Consider the following 2,190-nt stretch of genomic DNA (forward strand, 5'->3'; position numbering starts at 1 on the left):
GTTGTAAAATCGAAACAATATTCGTGGTTACCCAATATAAAGCCAAACCTGCTGGAACCGTGGCACTAATATAAGCAGAAAACACCGGCATAATATATAACATCGTCTTTTGTGTTGGATCGGAAGTATTTGGATTTGTTATTTTAGTTTGCAGGTATGATGTTAAAGCAGCAAGAATCGGCAATAGCAAATGGTATGGTGAGGTAAAGCCATAGGTTCTAATTAAATCATAACCTAAAAACCAATGGGCGGCAGTAGTTGAACCTCCATAAGGAAATTTTTTTAACGTGCTATATAATCCATAAAGAATCGGCAACTGAACGACAATTGGGAGGAAGCCGCCCATTGGATTAACTTTATGTTCCTTGTATAACTCCATGACCGCTGCATTAGCTTTTTCCTTATCATCTTTATGTTTTTCTTGAATAGCTTTAATCTTTGGTTGTAGCTCAATTGTTTTCCGCATTGACGCCATTTGCTTATACGTTAGAGGATAAATCAAGGTTTTAATTAAGATCGTCAAAAGCATAATCGCTACACCATAATTAGGGAAACCAACAGAAACAGAAAAATTATAGAGCATATTTAATAAACTAGTCATCCCATCAACAATAATATTCACAAAAATCCTCCTTAAATTTTTTTACGCTTGTAAAAAAAGGAGGTGATGTGAAGGATCATCATCAGGATCAGTTTTAATCATTCTTCTAATACTCAAATATCTATTTTTAAAAACTATTGATACGCTGGAGATGAATTGCGATATGGTGGAGTTGCACTCAGATACTTTGGAATAAAGTGTACTACTTTTTAGAAATTTATAGCTTACCCAAGATAAAGCTAGTATCGTTGTAATATTAATAAGTAATAGTAACCAAACATTGTTGTCTATTTGCACTGGTGCACCTCCCCTGATCAAACATTAATTTATTATATACTTACTGATAAACGTTCACAAGTTGTTATGTTAATTGTCTGTATTATGGATTTTTATGCGAACTTGTTCGTATAAATTCCCTTTATTGACACATGAAAGTTATTCCCCAGCCATAAATTATTGAGTCCTATAATTGGGGTTATGGAAAGTTGAGGAAAATACAGGACAACAAATGGTCATGACTTGTTATTCTCTATAAACGTTATCTAATAAATATTACATTAATACATTTATCCAATTATAAAAGGTATGGTATATTCCAGGTGCTAAAATATTTTCAGTTTTGATCATTGTGTAACCCATTATTAAACTCATTGGTATCAATAAGACTGCACTTATAATCGCTTCATTAGGTGATAATCCATATGCCATTCGTTGAGGAATGTGAATCAGTGCCATAACCATTGAAGTGAGTATTAACCCCTTCCATTTTCCAATCCACTCCATCAAACGAATTTGCAAATATCCTCTGTACATAAACTCTTCAGCGAATCCTGCAACTGCAAAATTAAATAATGCCCAGAAGGCACTTAAATTCAAATTACCTCTAATTACGCTTAAGCTTGTTGAACTGTATAAAATAACAATTACAAGAGTGATGATCCCAAGAATAGCTCCTATTAATATTGACTCTTTATAATTATGCTTTGAAACCCCTGTAGTCGCCCATGTTTCCTTTCTAACCTTTTTCATAATTAAGATGGGTGATAGCAAAATTAGCCATGATATTGCACTATTGATGACCATACCTAGATTATACGTATACGGTTGTACACTTGAAGCTACTTGTGATGTGTTTTTTGAATTCGATAGAATCATTAGACCCGTAATCATACACGTACTTATTGTTATTGCCGCAATTGCATACAAAGCACTTTTTTTAGGATTTGAAAATTTATAGCCACGATATTTTATTTTTAAGATTTTTGCTAGATAGTATACTACTGAACCACCTAGTATATTAAAGCTCAGAAATTTAACTCCAAATTCCTTTACAACATTAATCCACATAGTTTCTTCCTCCTTGCGCCTCCAATTAGATAACCTATTGCAGATTTTCTTATATATACAATTGAACAGAGACAAACTCCTTCTTGGGTCCTATAAGGGCTATTACGGAAAGTAACAAAAATATTATTTCCTCATATTCAGCCAGATCCGCCCCTGGGCGACGATTTGGCTGTTTTCATTTACCTACTTTTAGGTCCCAAAAAGTGTGTTTTTGCTTGGAAGGTCAAAGTTCGTTTTTCTCG

General features: G+C 33.7%; 3 protein-coding genes. All 3 read right to left on the reverse strand.

The window, feature by feature from the left end; genetic code table 11:
* On the reverse strand, positions 1-622 hold a 622-nt coding region (locus VIM70_RS04580), incomplete at its 3' end, for a YidC/Oxa1 family membrane protein insertase (protein ID WP_331944550.1).
* Positions 623-643: 21 nt separating this feature from the next.
* On the reverse strand, positions 644-898 hold the full coding sequence (locus VIM70_RS04585) for a hypothetical protein (RefSeq protein ID WP_331944551.1): 255 nt from the start codon (positions 896-898) through the stop codon (positions 644-646).
* A gap of 255 nt (positions 899-1,153) precedes the next feature.
* A complete protein-coding gene (locus tag VIM70_RS04590; RefSeq protein ID WP_331944552.1) occupies positions 1,154-1,948 on the reverse strand; it encodes a CPBP family intramembrane glutamic endopeptidase in 795 nt (264 codons plus the stop codon).
* Positions 1,949-2,190 lie beyond the last annotated feature (242 nt).

The organism is Clostridium sp., from assembly GCF_036569345.1.
GTDB lineage: Bacteria > Bacillota > Clostridia > Clostridiales > Clostridiaceae > Clostridium_AD.

What these genes read in the sequence shown, in the direction of transcription:
- VIM70_RS04590 (WP_331944552.1), bottom strand. Translation starts at nt 1,948, where the DNA reads ATGTGGATTAATGTTGTAAAGGAATTTGGAGTTAAATTTCTGAGCTTT.